The organism is Pseudalkalibacillus sp. R45 (assembly GCF_052246725.1).
GTDB lineage: Bacteria > Bacillota > Bacilli > Bacillales > Fictibacillaceae > Pseudalkalibacillus.
On sequence record NZ_JBQQCL010000001.1, the window covers coordinates 1,016,446 to 1,036,122 of the forward strand.

The window sequence follows — 19,677 nt, forward strand, 5'->3', positions numbered from 1 at the left end:
CCCTTACATTCCTACATCCGTATTTTTGTTTGAATTCGTACTCTTTTCGGTTAAATATACATCTTCACGCTTCAAAACAGATATAGCTGTTTTGAAAAAAATCTTAATATCAAGCCACCAAGAAATATGATCAATATAGTAAATATCATTTTGGATTCTTTCTTTCCAGGGGACAGTGTTTCTAAAGTATGCTTGATTATAACCAGTAACACCCGGTCTTATTTCAAGCTTTCTTTCCTCGTTACCCTCATATAAATCACGATGTTCTGGTAAGTCAGGTCTAGGACCAATAATACTCATATCACCTTTTATAATATTTAATAATTGCGGTGTCTCATCCAAACTTGTCTTACGAATAAACTTTCCTATTCGTGTTAATCTTGGATCATCTTCTGCATTAAAAGTTGAACCGTCCTCATTTCTTAAATCAGAAGCGTTAATTTTCATAGAACGCAGCTTATACATCTTAAAAACCTTTCCATCTTTACCGAGACGGGGTGCATTGTAGAAGATTGTTCCTCGATCCTGAAAATAAATAATTGGACCCAATATTGCCAAGATAATAAGTAAAAATGGCAGAGCAATTATCGCTAACAATAAATCAAATAACCTTTTGATAATTTCGTTATACATTCTGCTCACCTACTTGGAACTCTACACTTAAATAACCCTGTAACACATCTTTTAAAGTATCACAAATATAATCAACGTCCTCATTACTCAATAAAGTGTGGAGAGGAAGTGTTATTTCATTTTTGTACACATTAAAAGCATTTGGATAATGCTCAATATCAAACCCTAAATTCTTATATGCTGTAAACATAGGTAATGGTTTATAGTGAACATTACACGTAACACCCGCCTCCGCCAGCTTAATAATTATTTCGTTTCTCTCGTATTCTTCTATTCCAGGTATCCTTATTAAATAAAGGTGACCTGAAGAAGAAAAGTTGTCTCCATAATGTTTCAATCTATTAATTCCTAGTGGCAGTAGCGTTTTATCATACATTTCTATAATCTCTTTACGCCTTTTCATTAAGCCTTCATATCTTCTAAATTGTATCAATCCGAAACCAGCCACTATATCTGTCATATTACATTTGTACGCCGGATAAACAATATCATATTCCCAAGCACCTTTTTGTGTCTTGGCTAATGCGTCTTTTGACTGTCCATGTAGGCTGTATAGCATGAATTGTTTATACAACCACTCATTGTCTGACCCTTCTACATTGCGCCAAACCACTGCTCCACCTTCTGCTGTGGTTAGATTTTTAACTGCATGGAATGAATAACAAGTAAAGTCTGCAACCTGTCCGCATTTCATTCCATTTCTCTCTGCTCCAAATGCATGAGCAGCATCAGTCATCACAATTACTCTATTAAAAAGCTCTTGAAGTTCATTGTTAGCATTAAATAGGTGTTTCTTACTTTCTACCACTTCAAAGATTGAATCGTAATCACACATTTTCCCCGCTATATCAACAGGAATAATTGCTTTAGTCTTTTCAGTAATTGCATCTGCGAGTTGCGAGTAGTCCATTTCAAAAGAATCAGGAGCAGTATCCACTAGTACAATTTTCGCACCAACATGATCTATGATTGAGGCAGAAGCTGTATAAGTATAAGCTGAAGTAATAACCTCATCCCCAGGGCCTATTCCTAGAATACGAAGGGTAAGTTCCATTGCAGCTGTAGCAGAATTAAGGCACACAGCATTGTTTACACCAATATATTTAGCTATTTTCTGTTCAAACTCTTTCGTTCTAGGTCCGGTTGTAATCCAACCAGATTTCATAGCTTTTATTACTTCTTCTATCTCCGCATCTGTAATATCAGGCGGAGAAAAAGGTATGTTTCGGACTTGGGTTTGTGTCATATTAGTATTCCTCACTTTTTAGTTTGGTATTTTTCTTGCTACCATTACTTAATTCTTTATAAAAGTTTTTTTAGTAGATTAGGACTTAATTAGAACTTCTTCGTTTCTAATCAACTTCTAAACCACTAAAATTGTTATCCACTTCCTATAGCCACCTCGTAATATCTATTCAATCTACCACACAAATACGAATTAGATATTCACTTCATAACCACCCAAAACCGAGTTTCTTCCTATTATATATACAATTCAATCAATCTATAATTTTCACTAAAAACGCCTCAAACCCTTATCCCGCAAGGTTTCTAGCCCTCAATCTAACTACGATACTCAGTTCCTTATTCAAGAAATCACGGAAGAAAAAAAGTCCCATAATAAAAGTGTCAGACACCTCCATCACAACATTTTGTATCAAAACGATTTTTCTCAAAATGTTGTTACGTATGGAGAGACTCACACCTATTGGACAGCCCCCTTTTACCAAAAACTCAACTCTTCCTGCCTACAAATAAGGAACACTCCCTTCATCATCACTTTCTTCTCCATGATAACTACAAGCTCTATCAGAGTATATCCAGTTGAAGAATTTAGTCTTCCCCTTAACCCTAACCACATCTGGCAACTGATTATGTTTCCAAAAAAAATGATGAGTTATGCCATATTCGACTCTGGATATGACATAACTCAATTTAAATTTTACTTACTATTTACTGAGGTACTTTTTCCTTCATTAATATACTTTCCAAGTAATCCAATACATTACCCTTCAGATCATCACGTTGTAATGCAAACTCGACTGTCGCTTTAATGAAACCAAGTTTATCTCCAACGTCATAACGCTGTCCGTCAAATTCATATCCCACGACCATTTGGTTTTCATTCAATTTCTTGATCGCATCTGTCAACTGGATTTCCTGTCCTGCACCTGGTGCTTGGTTTTCCAGGATATCAAAGATCTCTGGGCGTAAGATGTATCGGCCCATGATGGCGTAGTTGGATGGGGCTTCTTCCATTTTTGGTTTTTCTACGAGATTATCAATATGGAATATACCATTGACTAAGCTGTTTCCGATTGAAATGACACCGTATTTTGAAACATCTTCAGCTGGAACTTGTTGAACTCCTATGACGGAAGAATTGAAGCGATCATATACATCAATCAATTGCTTTAAGCAAGGTGTACAAGGTGAATGAACGATATCATCACCAAGTAAAACCGCAAAAGGCTCATCTCCTATGAATCTGCTTGCGCATGCGATTGCATGACCGAGTCCAAGCGGTTCTTTTTGACGGATATAATGGATGTTTGCAAGTTTGGATATTCCCTGGATTTCATCTAGCTGTTCAAGCTTGCCTTTTTTTAATAATGTCTCTTCTAATTCATAAGATTTGTCAAAATGGTCTTCAATTGCCCTTTTTCCTCGACCCGTTACAATGATGATATCTTCTATTCCTGATTCGACCGCTTCTTCAATGATATATTGAATTGTCGGTTTATCAACAATAGGCAGCATTTCTTTCGGCTGAGCCTTTGTAGCCGGTAAAAAGCGTGTCCCTAATCCTGCAGCCGGAATGATCGCTTTCCGTACTTTTTTCATTTTGTCTCTCCTCCCCTATTTAGCCAATGACAATCGAGTAGCTGTTTCGACTCTGTTATGCGCAATATCTAATACCATATTTCGAACCGTCTGCTTGTCCATTTCTGTAAACTGTTCAATCAAGTTCAATACAATGCCTAAATCCACATTCACTGATTTTCCGATATAGATTTTCGGGTAGATTTGTTCATCATGCACTTCGTTTTTACCGAGCAGCTCTTCAAACAATTTTTCACCCGGGCGGACACCGCTGAACTGGATTCCGATTTCATCTATAGAGTAGCCTGAGAGCTTGATCAGATTTTCTGCAAGATCAACAATTTTGACTGGATCTCCCATATCGAGGACAAAGATTTCGCCTCCTCTAGCAAGTGCTCCAGCCTGGATGACCAACCTTGATGCTTCAGGAATCGTCATGAAATAACGAACCATATCAGGATGCGTTACCGTCACAGGGCCGCCCTTTTGGATCTGCTTTTTGAAACGTGGAATAACACTGCCGCGGCTTCCGAGTACATTACCGAACCTTACTGCTACAAATCGGGTATGGCTGATCGTGTCCATCTGCTGCACGATCATTTCCGCCATACGCTTTGAAGCACCCATCACACTTGTTGGGTTGACCGCTTTATCCGTCGATACCATGACGAATGTGCTGACACCGGCAGCACCTGCTGTTTCTGCTACATTTTTTGTCCCAATCACATTATTCTTGATCGCTTCATGAGGGTTCCCTTCCATCAACGGAACATGCTTATGCGCTGCTGCATGATAGACGACGTTCGGACGGTACTTGTCCATCACTTCACCCATTCGTTCGCGGTCCTGGACATCTGCAATGACTGGAATGAACTCAATCATGTCTCCATAAGACTCTTTCAATTCCATTTCAATCGTGTAGATGCTGTTCTCACCATGACCGAGTAAAATCAGTTGTTCTGGATTGAACCTCGAGACCTGGCGACAGATTTCGGAACCGATCGATCCACCTGCACCTGTAACAAGAACGGTGTTTCCAGTAATTGTTTCTGCAATATTCGCTGTATCAAGTTCGACAGGTTCTCTGCCAAGTAAATCTTCCACTTTTACGTCACGGAACTGATTGATCGATACTTCACCTAACATGAGATCCTCAATCATTGGCAAGATTTTAGTTTTCGCCTTTGTTTTGGCACATTCCTGATAGATCTTATTCAGTTCCTTTTTATTTAGAGAAGGGATTGCGATGACGATATGATTAACTTCAAGGTTCTTAACTACTTTTGTAATATCTAAGGTTGAACCGACGACTGGAACCCCTAATATTTCCAATTGATGTTTTCTTATGTCATCATCTATGAAGCCAATCGGATACATGTCGGAATCATTATTTTGTTTCAACTGCCTTACAACCATTGTCCCTGCAGCCCCGGCTCCTATGATCAAGGTTCTATTCTTTTTATGTGAGGCGTTCATATATGTATCTCGATAGACTCTCCAGGAAAAGCGGGAACCTCCGATCAATAACATATGCAGCATCCAGGTCACCAGCATCAACCTGAGATAGATGTCTTGAACCATGATGACCTGTACAAGAGCTCCGAGCATCACTGAGTAGGTTACACTCTTGAAAATGACGATCAGTTCACCAATACTTGCATACTGCCATGACCGTTTATAAAGTTTATAAAGATAAGAGTAAAAATGATGCCCTAGAAGTAATATGAGAGAACTGATAAAAAGAGGCAATGAAGTCAATAAATTATCATAATTAAGTATAAAACTACTGATGAAGATTGCCGATATAACAATTAGAGAGTCGATAAGTATTAATATTGATAAACGTTTTTTATAAGTCATTGAGCTATCCCTCCTCTATTTTTTAGTAAAGAAAATTATTTTTCAGCAATTTCAATCGATACCTTTAAGTTGAAAACAATTGCGGTTCTTGTTTTGAATAAGAGGGACCTTGAGCCTCTTATTCAAAACAAGAATTCTAGGTAATCCATAACAAGTAAAAATGATGTAATGTTACCCTAATAAAACAGAATGATCATCCGAAAATTATATTTAATCAGATGAATGAATTATGTAAAAAAGGGCATCTAACCCCACCTCACACCGTGCCAATGACAACAACTGTGTCTAAGGTGGCTGGACCCACAGCACGATCGAGTGCCTCCATCGATATCGGCTAGGAGACATTGCCGATGATAATACGTTTAAATCAAAAGATTCCCAGAAACCTTTTTTTCTTGATTGGTGCTGGTGTATTTGTCATGATGGTTTCACCATTGACTAGCAAGATCGGGTTTTCTTGTAATTGATACCGTGTTTTGATATCAAATTCCTTTTCTACTTGTTCATATGCTGCGCGTAAGTGAAATGCTCGGCTCGAAATATTATGGGCGTCCGAGGCAATGAAGTGAGTCAAGTTATGTTCAATCAGCTGATAAGAAAACTTCTGAATGTTCTTTCCGAAATTTCCTATCAAACTACTACTCGTGACTTGTGTGAGAATTCCTTCATTCACAAAATCGAAAAGCACCTCTGGATTTTCGACGATTTCAACATTCCGCTCAGGATGGACGATGATTGGTGTAATTCCTTGGAGTTGGATTTCATAGAGTAAGGATTGTGTATACTTCGGAATATGATTTGAAGGCAATTCAATATGTACATATTTATTCTGATTACAGAGTGTCAGGATTTCCTGGTTTTCAAGTTGTTCCAACAGATCTGCATTTATCCGTGGTTCTTGTCCAGGTATGACTTGAAGGTTGATCCCTTTATGTTGGAAAACCTTATTTAATTCTTCAACATCATTCTCTATCTTTAATCGTCTGTTTTGATAGTGTGCATTATGGTGAGGTGTCGCAATGATTGTGGTTATTCCTTCATCGACAGCTTTTTTTGCCATGTCTATGCTATCTTCTACAGTACCTGCCCCATCGTCGACACCAGGTAAGATATGACAGTGTATATCAATCATCGCTACCACCTCTCTCTTATACTACTAAAGTATTATTATGGTCCTAGTTCCTTTTATTTCTATTAATGTAAATCATTCTAAAGCTACTTTCGTTATCTTACCATAACTAAATTTGGAATCAACAGCAAATATTGTCGGATGCTGTAGAATCCAGAATTTTTTATGAATTTCGACCCATTTTACTAATAAATGATTCTATTTTTTATTAATTTCTATGATTGGCTATTGGCTATCGCCCTGTTTTTTTAGGATTTATGACCCATAATAGTAATAGTATTGTCCTTTTTTCATTTTCTTCCGGTTCAACACTACCCCTAACAACTTCGCCTTGGCTGCTTGCAGCAGTTCCTTCGACTTGAGCGCCGCTTCTTTTTCAGTGATGTTGCTTCCTACTACAAGAAGCACACCGTCACATATGTTGGCTAGAATCTGCGCGTCTGTTACCGCAAGGACTGGCGGAGTATCGAAAAGCACGACATCAAATTCATTCAATGCTTGTTCAATCATTTCTTTCATCATTCTTGACCCCAGCAATTCTGCCGGGTTTGGCGGAATCGGTCCGCTCGGCAGTACAGAGAGATTCTCTACTTCCGTTCCCCTGCACGCTTCTGTAAGCGGAATCTGCTTCGTCAATACATTGGTCAGCCCCTGCGCATTACTGACACGGAACGTATAGTGTGCAGTAGGTTTTCTGAGGTCTGCATCAATGAGGAGCACTTTTTTTCCCTGCTGCGCTAGGACGACAGCAAGGTTCGCCGTCGTAGTCGATTTCCCTTCCCCAGGTCCTGAAGAAGTGACCATAATTGTGCGATATTCACTATCTGCAGATGAAAACTGTATATTCGTCCGGATCGTCCGGAATTGTTCGGAAATCGGGGACTTTGAATTATAATGCGTAATCAGGCTTCTCTCTTTGAAGTCACGAATTGCTTGTTTTAGTCTGCGCTTCATATGTTTTACTCCTTATCCTGCCTTTGTAACTCGGCCTTTTGCTTGATGGAACTGTTCTTCATTCATTTCCGGGACGACGCCTATCACAGGCATGTCCAGTAAACTTTCGATATCTTGTTCCGTTTTAATCGTGTTATCAAGATATTCAAGTAGAAATGCTAGTCCTACTCCGGCCATCAATCCGACAACCAAGGCAATCGCCATGTTCAACAATGGTTTGGGGTTGACTGGTGAAGGATTTTCCGGCACTTCCGCTTTTGATAGGATGCTAACGTTATCGACGTTCATGATTTGCGGAATTTCCTTCTGGAAGGTGTCCCCGATCGTATTTACGATATTCACTGCCGTAAACGGATCCGGATGTTCTACTGAAATCGAAAAGACTTGTGAGTTTTGTTCGCTGTTGACCGTTATGCTGTTGGTCAATTGTGAAACACTCATGTCAAGGTCAAGTTCATTGATAACCTGTTCTAAGATGGCTGGACTTTTGATGATCACGCGATATGTATTGATCATTTCAACATTTGTACGTACTTGATTGATGTCAAAAGATTGCTGTTCCGTATTCGTTTGATTGACAAGGATTTGTGATGATGATTGATAGATTGGTGTCAACAGAAAATAGCTGACAAGACCACTGATAGCGGTAGCTACTAACGTAATCAACAGTATCAGTTTCAACCGTTTTTGGAGCGTTAGAAATATTTCTTTCAGACTTATCGTTTCTTCCATGATATCCCCCGTGTTCTTCCAAATAAAAAATTTGTCAATAATAAATGTATTATAGCAAGCAAATCCTGTCATTAATAGGGATTTCTTAATATTTTTTGTAATATAACTGTAAAATAGGGCTTTTTTATGAGACTGCTACAATTAATTATACAATTTTTCCCACTATTCACCCCTTCCACTTTACTATACCAGAATATTTTTACGACTATTAATAAAATCATAGGTCATTAATGCACTGTCACGTTGTAGGAGGATTGGTCAATATTACCTATTAAATCTAGTATTCTTCTGTCGATATAAGCGATAGCTGGGCATTTTATTTTATAAGTAAGGAGCACACTTATGGTCTATGACGGCATCCTTGCAGCCATTCTGATCGGTTTTTTACGAAAAGGGAATTTCAAAGGTTTTTCCCAATTGAACATAAAATTCGGCTGGGTCTTTCCAGTGCTCTTGATTGTGCAGTGGATTATTTTTTTGCTGCAAAACAAGTTTGAACTTCTCGGACATATAAGCAACCATGTATTCATTTTGATCTATGTGATCGGTCTTGCCCTTTTATGGGTGAATCGCCACCACGGTCTTGGTGTTTGGCTTATTCTCATCGGAGTATTCTTGAACTTCATTGTCATGGCTGCGAATGACGGGAGAATGCCGGTGTCCTTGGAAGCAGCACAAACCTTGGACCCTGCCTATGGCGAAGCTTTGCAGGAAGGCTATTACGGAAAACATACCGCTTTGACTGACGGTACGCATTTAGGGTTTCTCGGTGACGTCATCGCCTTGCCGGAATTTTATCCAAGAGAGCAAGTAATCAGTATCGGGGACATCATCATGAACATTGGAATCTTCTTATTCCTCCAGATGCTGATGGTCAAACATCGAGTCGATCGTAAGCCATCTGTCGTTCATTCCAGTTAAAGGAGGTGAATTGAATGTCTGTGAAAATGAAGACTGTCCTTATGAACTTATTCATTATCGGTTCTGCTGTGGTTGCATTGACTTCAGGGTTCAGACTAGTCTAAAAATCGACCAAAGGAGGAGCATCTGCTTCTCCTTTATCCTTATATAGAAACGAAAGAGTGAGTTGATCATGAACGCGTTAATTCCTATCAAAAAACCTGTAAATCTATATCTTTCTATTGTTATAGCAACCGGGGTATCCCTTGCTGGGGCAATCTTATTTTACAATTATGATCTTGTATTTCCCTGGGTCGTTTTCGTACTTTTTGTAGGTACGATCGTCTTGTTGGATTTCTATACGATCCTGATGCCGCCGAAAGGGAATTCGCTTTCGATGGATTCTCCTGTCTATATCGGCTGCTTGTTTTTATATGGATTACAGGCATCTTTACAGGTGTTGTTGATCGCTTCGATTTTATTTTTGATTCTTGAACGGCGGGCCGTCTGGTGGAAGCATCTCTTCAATTTTTCGAATTACAGCTTGATGTTGATCGGCTCTTTTCTCATATTCAAACAACTAGGTGGAGAATTAGGCATCGTCTCGCTGAATAACCTGGTCCCTTATGTTGTTGCTACGTCAGTCTATTTTATGATCAATGTCCTGATCATCGGTGGTTATTTCCTCATTACACTTTCGAAAGGGATCATGAATGAATTGCGGGGAGTCATCAGGGAGGCCGCTTCCGGTTATTTGATAACATTGGTGCTGTCGCTGATTTTGTGCTTTTTGATCAAGGTGAATGTTTTTATGGGGCTCCTGTTATTCACGACAATGGGATTTCTTCTTTCCATGGCTTTCAAACAGTATTTCAATTTGTATCAGCATATGGCGAATAAAGCGAATCGTGATTATTTGACAGGACTGTATAATCACGGATATTTTAAAGAACTTTTAGATGAAAAGGTGAATGAGGCAATTCAGTTGGACGAGCCGATCAGCATGGCGATCCTGGATTTGGATGATTTCAAAAAGTTCAATGATACGTTCGGGCACTTAGAAGGCGATAATCTGCTCAAACATGTTGGGGAATTGATTCAACGGGACTGTCGGGATGAAGATGTTGTTGCACGATATGGGGGAGAAGAATTTGTCATCCTGATGCCGGATACGAATGAATCTCTTGCATTTCAACGGTTAAATGCGTTGAGGAAAAAAGTGAACGATACATTTTACAAGGGTGTAGATGTGTTGCCTTACGGTTGTCTTTCCTTCTCTGGCGGGGTTTATGAGTATAAAGAGGGTACGAGCGCGGACTTTTTATCCAAGACAGATAAAGCGATGTATATCGCTAAACGGAAAGGCAAGAACATGATCAGGCGCTATGAAGATGAGGAACATTATGATAACGGTGTAGTTTTAGAGGATAAAATGCAGATCGCCAAGCAGCATGTCAACATTTTCTTGACCAAAGATCTAATGACCTACAGGCATTCCAATCGGGTATTCGATTATGTTTATGAATTCGGGAAACGGCTGGAACTGTCCGAAAAAGAGATGGACACACTAGTACTGGGATCGATCATCCATGACATCGGCAAAGTAGAAGTTCCCCGTGAGTTGTTGACGAAAACCGGAAAGCTGGCTCTCGAAGAATGGGAAATGATGAAGAAACATGTCACCTGGGGCAAGGATTGGGTAGAAACGATCGAAGGTTTTGAAGAAACGATTCCGCTTGTCGAACTGCATCATGAACGGTTTGATGGAGGCGGATATCCTTATGGCCTGAAGGGGTACTCGATTCCGAAGCTAGCAAGGGTGCTTTGTATTGTGGATTCGTTTGATGCGATGACGACAGAACGTCCTTATCAACCTACGAAATCATTTGAAGAAGCGATCGAAGAGTTGAGACGTTGTTCGGGAACGCAGTTCGATCCGGATCTGGTTGAACCATTTGTGGAGATGATACAGGAGATGTATATGACGAAGTTGAAAGTTCTTTAAGAGCACTGCCTTCTTATTGGGGCGGTGCTTTTTTATGTCGAAATAAAAACGATGTCACTGAAAGTTTCAGCAACATCGTATTTTGTCGGTTTTTTATTTATGTGAATCAACTTCCGCTTTCTACTGAATCGGAAACTACCCCACGTTCTGATGCAATTGTTGCAGCATCACCAATACCGAACGTCCAAACCATCAAAGCAACTGCAACCAACAATATTATTTTATTTTTCATTTTAAAGCCTCCATAAAATTTATTGTCTTACCAGCATTTAATGCTGATTCGTAGAAATATACAGCTTTTTCTAGCTCATTCGACTTACTGTATGTTTGAGCGATCAATCTGGAATATTCTTCTACATCCTCCCATTGTTTATTCTCTTTAAAATAGGAGATTCCTTTAGAAATCAGCTCATCATTTATGTTATTTGGCTCTAAGTACAATAATTTCAGTAGTTGGAATTTATGAAGATACTCCTCGTTAGGGTTTTGCTGTAAGTGGTTTAATCCTTTACTGATCCATTCTTGGGACTCTTTCAAATCGCCGAGACGACAATTTTCGCGGCTGATTAGGAAAACCGCCTTCAGGTAATGTTCATAATTTTCATCCGCAGCTAAAGACTTTAGATATCTTATCGCCGCTTCTGACATTCCTTGTTCTGCATAAAAGAATCCTAAATTATGAAGTACCCGATTTTGTAAAGGCTGATCAGATAAACTCTTCGCGTGCATTAATGCGGTATGTAATTTTTCTTCTGCTAAATCATATTGTCGCATATCGATGTAATTTATTCCATAAAGCATATCACAATCGGCGACTCTTTTCGTATTTCCATGTTGTTCATAGTATTGTTGCGCTTGTTCAAGATGTATGAGCGAAACGAGTGATTGCCGGATGAAATAATAGGTTGAAGCAATTTTATAATGATATTCTGCCAGATCGACTTTCTCTTGGATCTGATCGACAAACTTTTCTGCCTTCTTGAATTCTTTTAATGCTATATCGTAATTCAATTCCTGGTAAGCATGTAAACCAGTGAAGAAATAGTAATAGAATTGCAGTGACTCGCTCATTTTCACTTTCAAAGGATCCAATACTGTAAGTAACTCTTTCGATTTTTCCGTATCCTTGATGAAAAGTGAGTGCTTCAATTCTATTAATTTGGCATGTAGGAAAAGTTGTTCATTTTCTGCGGTGACGTTGTTCTCATGGAGTATAGTAAGACTATTTCTTATTTTCGTTGCATTCTCGATATCTCTTGCAAGTAAGTAGGCGTTCCATTTATTCAATTGTTCTGCCATTCCTGTAGATACTAATGTAACATCGACCATTCCATTACCTCCACACTTTGTTAATTTTATCTTAACACAAGTGGAAATAAGTGGCATTGGGAAAATTCAGTCAATTTAAGTCGGATATTTGCGATTAAATGTTGTCAATTTTCCCAAGTTTGGAAAGAGGATTTTGTGACGTGCCGGCGAAGGGACGACGGTGCCAGGCACCGATTTTGAAGCCGCTCGTACCAAGGGTTTCCGATCGGTGCCTGGCACTTTTTGAGAAGCCTTGACAGAGAAGGGATTGAAAATGGTACCTGGTACACGGGTTTTAGATTCATTCATTATTTGAAAGCTTGCATACCTCCTTTTACTATAAGACGATGACAGGTATAGTTTAGTTTTAAAATAAATGAAGTTGTAAAAAGATTGAGCACATATAATAGTCATCGATCAATTGATGGGTATCTTATTGTTAGGCTCTGTTAAATTTTAATGTTGATTTTTTCAAAAAAATAATAAAGTAGGTACATTACTTTTTTTCAGCTATCCTTTTTAACTCTTTTGCACGATTTACAATGAAATTTCTCATCTAAAAATAATCTATCAGCCATTACTCCAAGAATGCCAAAAGGAGATTTATAAGAAAAGGTATCTTTCATAATAGTGCCTGTTCCACTTTCTATAAATTCGTGTGTATGTGTAAATGAGTGGAATGCTCCCTTTACCATAACATCTGTAAACTTATATGGTTTTTCCATCTCCATTATCTTAGCTGTTAATTTTTGTTTTACTCCAAGATGGGTGGCTTCCCAAGTAACTGTATCGCCATTTTCCATCAGTCCACCTGTAACACCATCAATCGCCCTTTCCTTTGATTTACTTGTTGTTTCTGTGTGTACGTCTACGTTTCTCGCAAGGTCAAAACAAACATTGATAGGTGCATTGATAATAATATCATGTTTGAATATAGGCATATTTAATTTACCTTTCATTTATTTAGTGTTGAAAATAGATAAGTGTTAACTATCATAAGTATCGGTTATTTCAAATACAAATGATGAAAATAGAAAATCTTTTATATTGTGTTTTGTGCTTTCGTTACTACGACTATCTACAAACAAGAACCACGCAAGATAGTTGTCGAGATACTTTGTAGCCACACCTTTAAAGCGGTTGTCATGTCTAATACTTAGACTTGCCTCCACGCTTTCGAGGTTTGCGGTCGAAATGCTACGCTTACCTTTTTCAGAGTATTATCTCGGAAAAGTTTCAAATATTAACATTTACCTTTAACAAAGCCTATTGTTAAAAGAGGATTTGCTAAGATAACCTCCGGAAAATGGACTCGAGTACAGAATTAATTTAATTCAAATTCTGCAGTAAGTGTTGTGTTCGTTTTATTTTTAGTGAAATCTTTCTTTATTCGATATTTCCCTTTGTCTAACTGATGGTCTAATAACTTTAAATATATTGTTTGTTGATTTGTATTGTTAGGTTTAAGGGTATACAAAATCATATTAAAACCAACGTTATCTTTGAAAGGAATCTCTGACCATGATTGGTCGACATATTTCTCAACCGTATACTGGGAGCCATATGTATATTCATTTTCCCCGTGATTAGTAATCTCTAATTCAACTGCTTCAACCGGAAGTTCATTATTTCCATCTATAATTTTCATTTCTATATCTGTTTTATCTGTAGAATTGTCCAAGTTGGATTTATCAGATCCCTCCGATTGGACCCTATGCTCATTTAACTGACACCCTGTTATTAGAATAAGCCCAGTTATTAGTATGGTTGATAATACTTTTTTATAAATCATTACAAACATCCCCTTAGTTATCTGTTTATAGTTAGACGGATTCCAACACAGGGAAGTTACATTATTTACTAATTTGATCCTGAATGGTGTCAGGCACCGTTTAAGAATCCTTGGTACACAAGAGATTGAGAACTGTGCCTGGCACTCAACGCAATCTTAAAGATGCCGAATTAAAGACCGATCTCTGTTAGACCGGTCTTTAATGTTTTGTCATTTAAGTTTAAAGACTTCCTTAACGACTTTTTCAGATGCTATGCCGTCGTCCCATGAACAGAATTTCTCGTAAAAACGGTCATATTTTTCTTTGTATCGATTCTCGACTTCTTCTATATTTTCAATCGTTGAGATGACCTCATCTGTTGTTTTTAACAGCGGACCTGGTACATCTTCTTCAATGTCGATATAGAATCCACGTAATGTATCGCGATAACTTTCCAAATCATACGTGTAAAAGAGAATCGGCCGACGCAAGTTGGCATAATCAAAGAACACAGAAGAGTAATCCGTAATCAGGATATCTGATACCAAATAAAGCTCTGCGATATCTTCATAGTTTGATAGATCAAAAGCGAATCCTTCAAATTCCAAAATATCCAGCTGGTTGGCAATAAAATAGTGCATTCTCAAAAGAACAACATACTCATCACCGAGCTGCTCCTTCATTTTTTGAAGGTCCAATTGCAAGGTAAATCTGTATTTTCCTGCCTCAAAAAAATCGTTATCCCGCCATGTCGGTGCATATAGGACGACCTTTTTATCAACGGGTATATTGAGCTTTCGTTTAAGCTCGTTGATCGTCGCTTCATCATTCCCTGTATAGAGGATGTCGTTCCTCGGGTATCCATATTCAAGCATGGCTTTATCATATTTAAAAGCACTCCCGAAAATCTCCGTTGAATATTGGTTCGGAGAGATCAGGTAATCCCAGCGTCTTGATTGGATGTACACATCTCGTTTGTAATTCGGATTAGCCGAATGAATGTCCTTCATATCGAACACTAGCTTTTTGAGCGGGGTGCCATGCCAGGTCTGGAGATAAACATTCCCTTCCCTTTTGTCAAACCTCTTTGGAATCCTCGAATTGCTTACCCAATATTTTGCGGTGCCCATGTAATAATAATATTTCAAGCTGAATCGCTTGATTTGCTTCGGGTTCCCGGGGATTTCCTTGCCAGGCTCTTTAAAAATCCATATGAAATTATAATCCGGATGATTTTTTATCATATATTCGTAGATATATTTCGGGTTATCGGAATAGTTTTTCCCTAAGAAGCTTTCAAACAAGACTGTCTTCTCTTTTAACGGAAGCTTCGTATATACGGATCGATACAATTGCGTGTAGAGTTTGGTTCTACCACTTAAAGCATATTTCACTTTTCTTAATCGCTGATGCCATCGATTGACTGACTCGTATTTCTTCCGGTCATTTCTCACTAAAGGATTCAGTTCTCTTCGGACGATGAAGCTTTTCTTAGATAACAACTGTTGGTCTAATTTTGCTGCGAATGAAACCAAGTCATTATAGATTACTTCGATGTTCCGCTCCTCCTTCAAGAACGTCACAATCGTTTTCCTGTAAAAATTAATCATATGGTTGTCCAAGAATTGTGTAGCTTCGCTATTATCTCTGTAGTCGTCTTTCAGTTGATTGTAGATGGTGATGAAGTCCTTGATCCTTTTCTCTGCATCCAGTTGCATGAGGGCTGGATTCGTTATCGGATCATTTCTTTTCCTTTTAAAGTAATAAGCATTTTTAACATAAGGAACCTCATCAGATTCTACTAATAATGGCAGTATAAAAGAAAGATCTGCATAGCAATCAACATCCTCTGAAAAACGGATGTTCCTTTCAATGATCAAATCTCGAGAAATAAGTCTATGTAATGCAGATCGATTTTTAAATGCCTTTTTGATGTTTTGCTGGTAAAGGTGAACGTCTTGATCCACCTCAGCATCAAGTGCTACAGCCGTTTCTTCACTTTCGTGACTGAGCGTTGTCCTGACTTGTTTTCCAGTAACCATATTATGATCTGCGATGTTCTTCATTAGGAGTTGGATCGTGCTCTCACCAAGATAGTCGTCGCTATCCATAAAATATATGTAATCACCGGTTGCTTTGTCTAACCCAAGATTCCGGGCTACTCCGACACCCTTGCGTTCTTCCTGATGAAAAACTTTTATTCTAGCATCAATCTTCGCAATTTCATTAATCTTATTTGTACAACTCAAGCCAGAACCATCATTAATCAAAAGAAGTTCAAAATTCTCGTACTTTTGCTTAATTATAGAATAAATACATTCATCCAAAAATTCCTCAGTATTATATATAGGGATAATGATAGATACCTTTTTCAAAATATCTCCTCCGTTATAAAAGTATTTCCAATTCTCCCATATTATCACTAATCGGATTTTTGGTAAACATTACAAAGGAAAACTGATACTTTAATCTTAAATATTTCCAATATTCCATATTATTTCAAAATACTAAAGTTAGAATGTATACATAAAGACATGTACTAGGCACTGATCCAGAAGCCTTGATACAAGCGGATTCTGATTCGGTGCCTGGTACATTTTGAGAAGCGTTGGGGGACAAGGGATTGAAAATGGTGCCAGGTACATTTTGAAAACCCTTGTGCCACAAGAGTTCCCTTTCGGTGCCTGGCACCTTCTGAGAACCGTTGGGGCACAAGGGTTAAATTGTCGTGCCTGACACTGAAGAATAGCACCGAAGAGTGATTATTATTTGAACTACATGCTAGTTTGTAAGTAAGGAGTCGGATTAAAACCCTTATATCGTTTTGCCATACCAGTTATCATTTCCTTCGTCCATCTAGGATCGCCTGGCGGTGGGAATCCTATCAATTCCAATTGTCGAGGGTTTGCTTCAACAATGAACCGTTCCATACCTTTCATAGACACGCCGGTCTTGTAAGAAAAATACCGCGCTCCATCCCAGGGCCGGTCCTTGCGTGAAAATCCAATCCATGCAACTGGCCTGTGACCCGACTTTGTGAAAGATGACGCTGCATGGCGTGTGAAAATTGTATAAATACAGAGCGAGCCACCTGGAACAATCATTGGAACCGCATCAGAATCGGGTCTTCCGTTCGGTGTCATCATAATAGGCGCCATTCCTGGACCAACATCATCAAAACAATAGAAGAATAGGATATTCATAAAATCATCTTCCGGGAGTTTTGGACCCAGCGTATTATTTCGATAATCCATATGAAAAGCCCCTGGGGGAGTACCCAATTGTTGGGGACTCTCCTGGTAATATTTCATCCCCAAATGCGCCTCTGAAAGTCGGATCTCCCGTGTACCCATGATCCGCTCAGCTTCATCAATCATATCCGGATGTGTGCAAACATGGTTTAAGGCACTGTCATCCCAAGGAAAAACACGCTTGGTTGTACTTAAATCCAATTCCTCATAGTCACCCTTGATATACTCTTCATAAGGTGGTGCGTATTCTTTATAAAATCCATTCAATGTTTCCTTGCGTTCTTTCTCAGTCAAAAAGTTTTCAATTATTACAAAACCTTTTTGTTTCAGGGTGTCGATTTGTTCATCTGTAATCCTCATTACGAAAATCACTCCATATTTCGTTTTTTCCTAACCTACTAATACTCCTTTAGATACAGCATCCTTTCCCCTGGAACCATCATTTTAAATTTTTGATTGCGGTAATGTTTAAAGAGATAATCGACAAAGTAACTTGGATTTTCAAAATTCTCATCCATCAAATCGTAATGACATGGAAGCATTAGATCAACATTGATTTCTACTGAGAATTCTATTGCCTCCCGATAATTCATGTTCCCGATGATTCCTTTCTCGGTACGGAAATAGTCTCTTCCGTTGATCGGCAAATACGCCGCATCAATCTTATACTTCTTCACTTCTTGGATCAGTTCAGGATAAATGATCGTATCGCCTGCATGATAAAAACAGATACCATCTAGCTCCACTATATAACCTAGATAATAATGGTTCCCTTCTGAGTCCATTGCAAATTCTTCATGTTTTCCCGGCAAAGCAATGATTTTCAACTCATCTAAGACCTCTGTTTCACCACTGTTCATCGGAATGATCCGTGAGCGGTTGATGCCAAGCCTTTCAACGTACTTTAAATGTGCTCTTGGAATAACAAACTTTGCTCTCGGTGAAGATTCACTTAATGGGACTAACGTGTTAGGGTCCAAATGATCGAGATGATGGTGGGTAATGAACACATAATCAGCATTCGTAACTTCTTCAGGTTTGAGTGGAGGTTCGAAATTCCTTGAAAACCCTCCTGATTCTTCAATCGAATTACTGAAATACGGATCAAAATATAGGATACGATCACTTGTCCCTTTTATCACTGCACTTTCTTGACCTAAATGCCAGATGGCAAGAGCCTCTGATGGCACCTTTGTTTGATTGATTTGTTCATGTAAGGATTCTCCTTTACGATATACAGAATGTTTCATTTCACTCCTCCGGTTTTTCTACCCTTGATTGTAAATATAGTCTTTCAATCTATTAAGTACACCCGGCTCCCATTCGATCAGTTCAAATACGGTATGGAAGTTACGGATTTTTCGATTATAGTCTTCAATCGTCACTAACGTGGTTTTTATCTCTTCCCATAAAACGCCAAGTTCATCAGGATGATAGATCACCTTTGCGTCATCTAATGCTTTCCTTAACGTCTGATATTTGCTATCAGGGAGAAAGGAAGATTGTAAGAAGGAAGAAATGACCACACCTAAAGAAACGATCTCACCGTGTATCAACTGTTTTCCCGTTATAAGTTCTAAATTCCAGGCAAATAGATGCTCTGAACCGGCACTGATGGGCATCCTCACATTATCCATATATAATTCTGCGGAAAGTTGGGTATTTTCCATTAATAACCTAATGCCTCTACCTGTCAGATCGCCTATTTCGGAGGCATACTCTATGGTGGAATCCATCATTTCAAGGATTTTTCCTTCAATCTCTTCAACCACCTTTGTTCCAACTCTCTTTTCTTGCATGATCCGCCAATCATTCAGCGTGGTCTGCATATACAATAAATCTCCAAATCCAGCCCGATTCAATCGTTTGTCTGCTGATCCAATCAGTTCGTTATCAATAATGATTCTTTTCGGATATCCATCCACTTTAAATCCGAATGGTCCACCATTTTTCTGTATTGAGATAAAATCAGTAAATGGTGCATTGGATGATGTGATGGAAGGGATTAGAAAAGGAACCCGGTTGTTGAGATAGGCAAAATATTTCGTTGCATCTAAAACAGTACCTCCACCTAATCCGACAAACTCCAATCCTCCGTCTGAGATATTTTGATGAATTTCATCCAATTCAGCTTTGTCGAGTGTACTGATCATAATGACATCATATGGTGGATGATCCTGGAAATACCCCTTGCATAACTGCCAGGCATCATGATTTGTGACTAAAAGATAATCACCCAAATGAGCTAATTCTTTTGGTACAATCGAGTTTCCATACAACGTCTCTAAATGTTCGACCATTACTCATCAC

General features: G+C 38.7%; 16 protein-coding genes and 2 pseudogenes. 2 read left to right on the forward strand and 16 right to left on the reverse strand.

The window, feature by feature from the left end; genetic code table 11:
* Window positions 1–3: 3 nt before the first annotated feature.
* The 7 genes from ACTWQL_RS04765 to ACTWQL_RS04795 form a co-directional block, all read right to left on the reverse strand.
* Window positions 4–633: a sugar transferase gene (locus tag ACTWQL_RS04765; RefSeq protein ID WP_443141258.1), complete on the reverse strand. Its 630-nt coding sequence runs from the start codon at window positions 631–633 to the stop codon at window positions 4–6.
* Window positions 626–1,879: a DegT/DnrJ/EryC1/StrS family aminotransferase gene (locus ACTWQL_RS04770; protein WP_443141259.1), complete on the reverse strand. Its 1,254-nt coding sequence runs from the start codon at window positions 1,877–1,879 to the stop codon at window positions 626–628. Before ACTWQL_RS04770 ends, ACTWQL_RS04765 begins: the two co-directional genes overlap by 8 nt.
* Window positions 1,880–2,586: 707 nt before the next feature.
* Window positions 2,587–3,477 carry a UTP--glucose-1-phosphate uridylyltransferase GalU gene (galU, locus tag ACTWQL_RS04775; protein ID WP_443141260.1) on the reverse strand — a complete coding sequence of 297 codons (891 nt, stop codon included), beginning with the start codon at window positions 3,475–3,477 and terminating at the stop codon, window positions 2,587–2,589.
* Between the two features lie 15 nt (window positions 3,478–3,492).
* Window positions 3,493–5,316, reverse strand: coding sequence for a polysaccharide biosynthesis protein (locus ACTWQL_RS04780; protein WP_443141261.1), 1,824 nt, complete (start codon window positions 5,314–5,316; stop codon window positions 3,493–3,495).
* Between the two features lie 367 nt (window positions 5,317–5,683).
* Entirely contained in the window at window positions 5,684–6,448 is a 765-nt protein-coding gene (locus ACTWQL_RS04785; protein WP_443141262.1) for a tyrosine-protein phosphatase, read from the reverse strand.
* Between the two features lie 252 nt (window positions 6,449–6,700).
* Window positions 6,701–7,399, reverse strand: a complete 699-nt coding sequence (locus tag ACTWQL_RS04790; protein WP_443141263.1) for a CpsD/CapB family tyrosine-protein kinase — start codon at window positions 7,397–7,399, stop codon at window positions 6,701–6,703.
* A gap of 12 nt (window positions 7,400–7,411) precedes the next feature.
* Complete coding sequence (locus ACTWQL_RS04795; protein WP_443141264.1) at window positions 7,412–8,131, reverse strand: YveK family protein; 720 nt, start codon at window positions 8,129–8,131, stop codon at window positions 7,412–7,414.
* A gap of 342 nt (window positions 8,132–8,473) precedes the next feature.
* On the opposite strand from ACTWQL_RS04795, the gene ACTWQL_RS04800 reads away from it, so the two are divergent.
* Together ACTWQL_RS04800 and ACTWQL_RS04805 are read left to right on the forward strand one after the other, a co-directional pair.
* The gene (locus ACTWQL_RS04800; RefSeq protein ID WP_443141265.1) at window positions 8,474–9,052 is read left to right on the forward strand and encodes a DUF5317 domain-containing protein; all 579 of its coding nucleotides are present in this window, start codon (window positions 8,474–8,476) and stop codon (window positions 9,050–9,052) included.
* Between the two features lie 172 nt (window positions 9,053–9,224).
* A complete protein-coding gene (locus tag ACTWQL_RS04805; protein WP_443141266.1) occupies window positions 9,225–11,036 on the forward strand; it encodes a diguanylate cyclase in 1,812 nt (603 codons plus the stop codon).
* Window positions 11,037–11,142: 106 nt separating this feature from the next.
* Here the strand turns inward: ACTWQL_RS04805 and ACTWQL_RS04810 are convergent, their stop codons facing one another.
* The 9 genes and pseudogenes from ACTWQL_RS04810 to ACTWQL_RS04850 form a co-directional block, all read right to left on the reverse strand.
* The gene (locus ACTWQL_RS04810) at window positions 11,143–11,268 is read right to left on the reverse strand and encodes a hypothetical protein (RefSeq protein ID WP_443141267.1); all 126 of its coding nucleotides are present in this window, start codon (window positions 11,266–11,268) and stop codon (window positions 11,143–11,145) included.
* Window positions 11,265–12,365: a hypothetical protein gene (locus ACTWQL_RS04815; RefSeq protein ID WP_443141268.1), complete on the reverse strand. Its 1,101-nt coding sequence runs from the start codon at window positions 12,363–12,365 to the stop codon at window positions 11,265–11,267. The genes ACTWQL_RS04810 and ACTWQL_RS04815 overlap by 4 nt, the downstream gene beginning before the upstream one ends.
* Before the next feature lie 475 nt (window positions 12,366–12,840).
* Window positions 12,841–13,285, reverse strand: a pseudogene (locus ACTWQL_RS04820) (SRPBCC family protein).
* Window positions 13,286–13,330: 45 nt separating this feature from the next.
* Window positions 13,331–13,486 (reverse strand): annotated as a pseudogene (locus ACTWQL_RS04825) (IS1595 family transposase); the annotation flags it as partial.
* Between the two features lie 182 nt (window positions 13,487–13,668).
* Complete coding sequence (locus ACTWQL_RS04830; protein WP_443141269.1) at window positions 13,669–14,136, reverse strand: immunoglobulin-like domain-containing protein; 468 nt, start codon at window positions 14,134–14,136, stop codon at window positions 13,669–13,671.
* Between the two features lie 210 nt (window positions 14,137–14,346).
* Window positions 14,347–16,491, reverse strand: a complete 2,145-nt coding sequence (locus tag ACTWQL_RS04835) for a bifunctional glycosyltransferase/CDP-glycerol:glycerophosphate glycerophosphotransferase (protein WP_443141270.1) — start codon at window positions 16,489–16,491, stop codon at window positions 14,347–14,349.
* A 399-nt stretch (window positions 16,492–16,890) separates the two neighbouring features.
* On the reverse strand, window positions 16,891–17,727 hold the full coding sequence (locus ACTWQL_RS04840; RefSeq protein ID WP_443141271.1) for a hypothetical protein: 837 nt from the start codon (window positions 17,725–17,727) through the stop codon (window positions 16,891–16,893).
* A 38-nt stretch (window positions 17,728–17,765) separates the two neighbouring features.
* Window positions 17,766–18,617 (reverse strand): MBL fold metallo-hydrolase, encoded by an 852-nt coding sequence (locus ACTWQL_RS04845; RefSeq protein ID WP_443141272.1) that lies wholly within the window; start codon window positions 18,615–18,617, stop codon window positions 17,766–17,768.
* Window positions 18,618–18,635: 18 nt separating this feature from the next.
* Complete coding sequence (locus ACTWQL_RS04850; protein WP_443141273.1) at window positions 18,636–19,667, reverse strand: hypothetical protein; 1,032 nt, start codon at window positions 19,665–19,667, stop codon at window positions 18,636–18,638.
* Window positions 19,668–19,677 lie beyond the last annotated feature (10 nt).